This is a genomic window from Parendozoicomonas verongulae, assembly GCF_009711465.1.
GTDB classification, from domain to species: domain Bacteria; phylum Pseudomonadota; class Gammaproteobacteria; order Pseudomonadales; family Endozoicomonadaceae; genus Sansalvadorimonas; species Sansalvadorimonas verongulae.
Window position 1 is genome coordinate 41,513 of the sequence record NZ_SMME01000855.1, and the last position, 578, is coordinate 42,090.

Here is a 578-nt window from a genome sequence, read left to right on the forward strand (position 1 = left end):
ACCTGAAGTATTTTTGGCATACTTTGCGCTGCTTCATCTGCCGGCTCTGGAAGTCTTGTATAGCCTCTTGAGTGTCTACTCTGTGATTTCGATGGAGAGATGACTATGGAAAAGGTGGCATGGTTCTCCCCTATCGCCTTCGTGAACTGCTGGAATTTCACTCTGCCTAAGTGATAGAGAGTGTCAGTATGCTCCCCATAGGCTTCCAGTTTTCCTGTCCACTTGGAAAAATGTGCAATTTTATGCCGCTGATGTTCCGGGTCAATCCAGTACACAGTGATATCGTGATCTGCAAGGTAATCACGGAAAGCCTTTGGACATATCCCCTGCATTGACTTTGTTATCCGCTCTCTCTGTGAGCTGGAAGTTGCTGCCACTGTCGTCGAGGTGGCATCCTCAAAGAGGTCTTTAAGAGTACTGTATGTATGTATGGTCTCCAGTTTGGCAGCAATCCAGCCTCCTATAACATGTATTGAAAACCCAATTATAGTGTCATTAAACTGGATTTTAGGGGACGATATGGATGAATAAAATCCGAGTTTCGCTTTGCCTTTTGGGGTGTAGCCAGAGTCAAAGCG

At 45.7% G+C, this 578-nt stretch carries 1 protein-coding gene; it reads right to left on the reverse strand.

Annotation, left to right across the window (positions count from 1 at the left end):
• Positions 1–578: hypothetical protein (locus E1189_RS23995; protein WP_196221477.1), on the reverse strand; the 578-nt coding region annotated here is incomplete at both ends.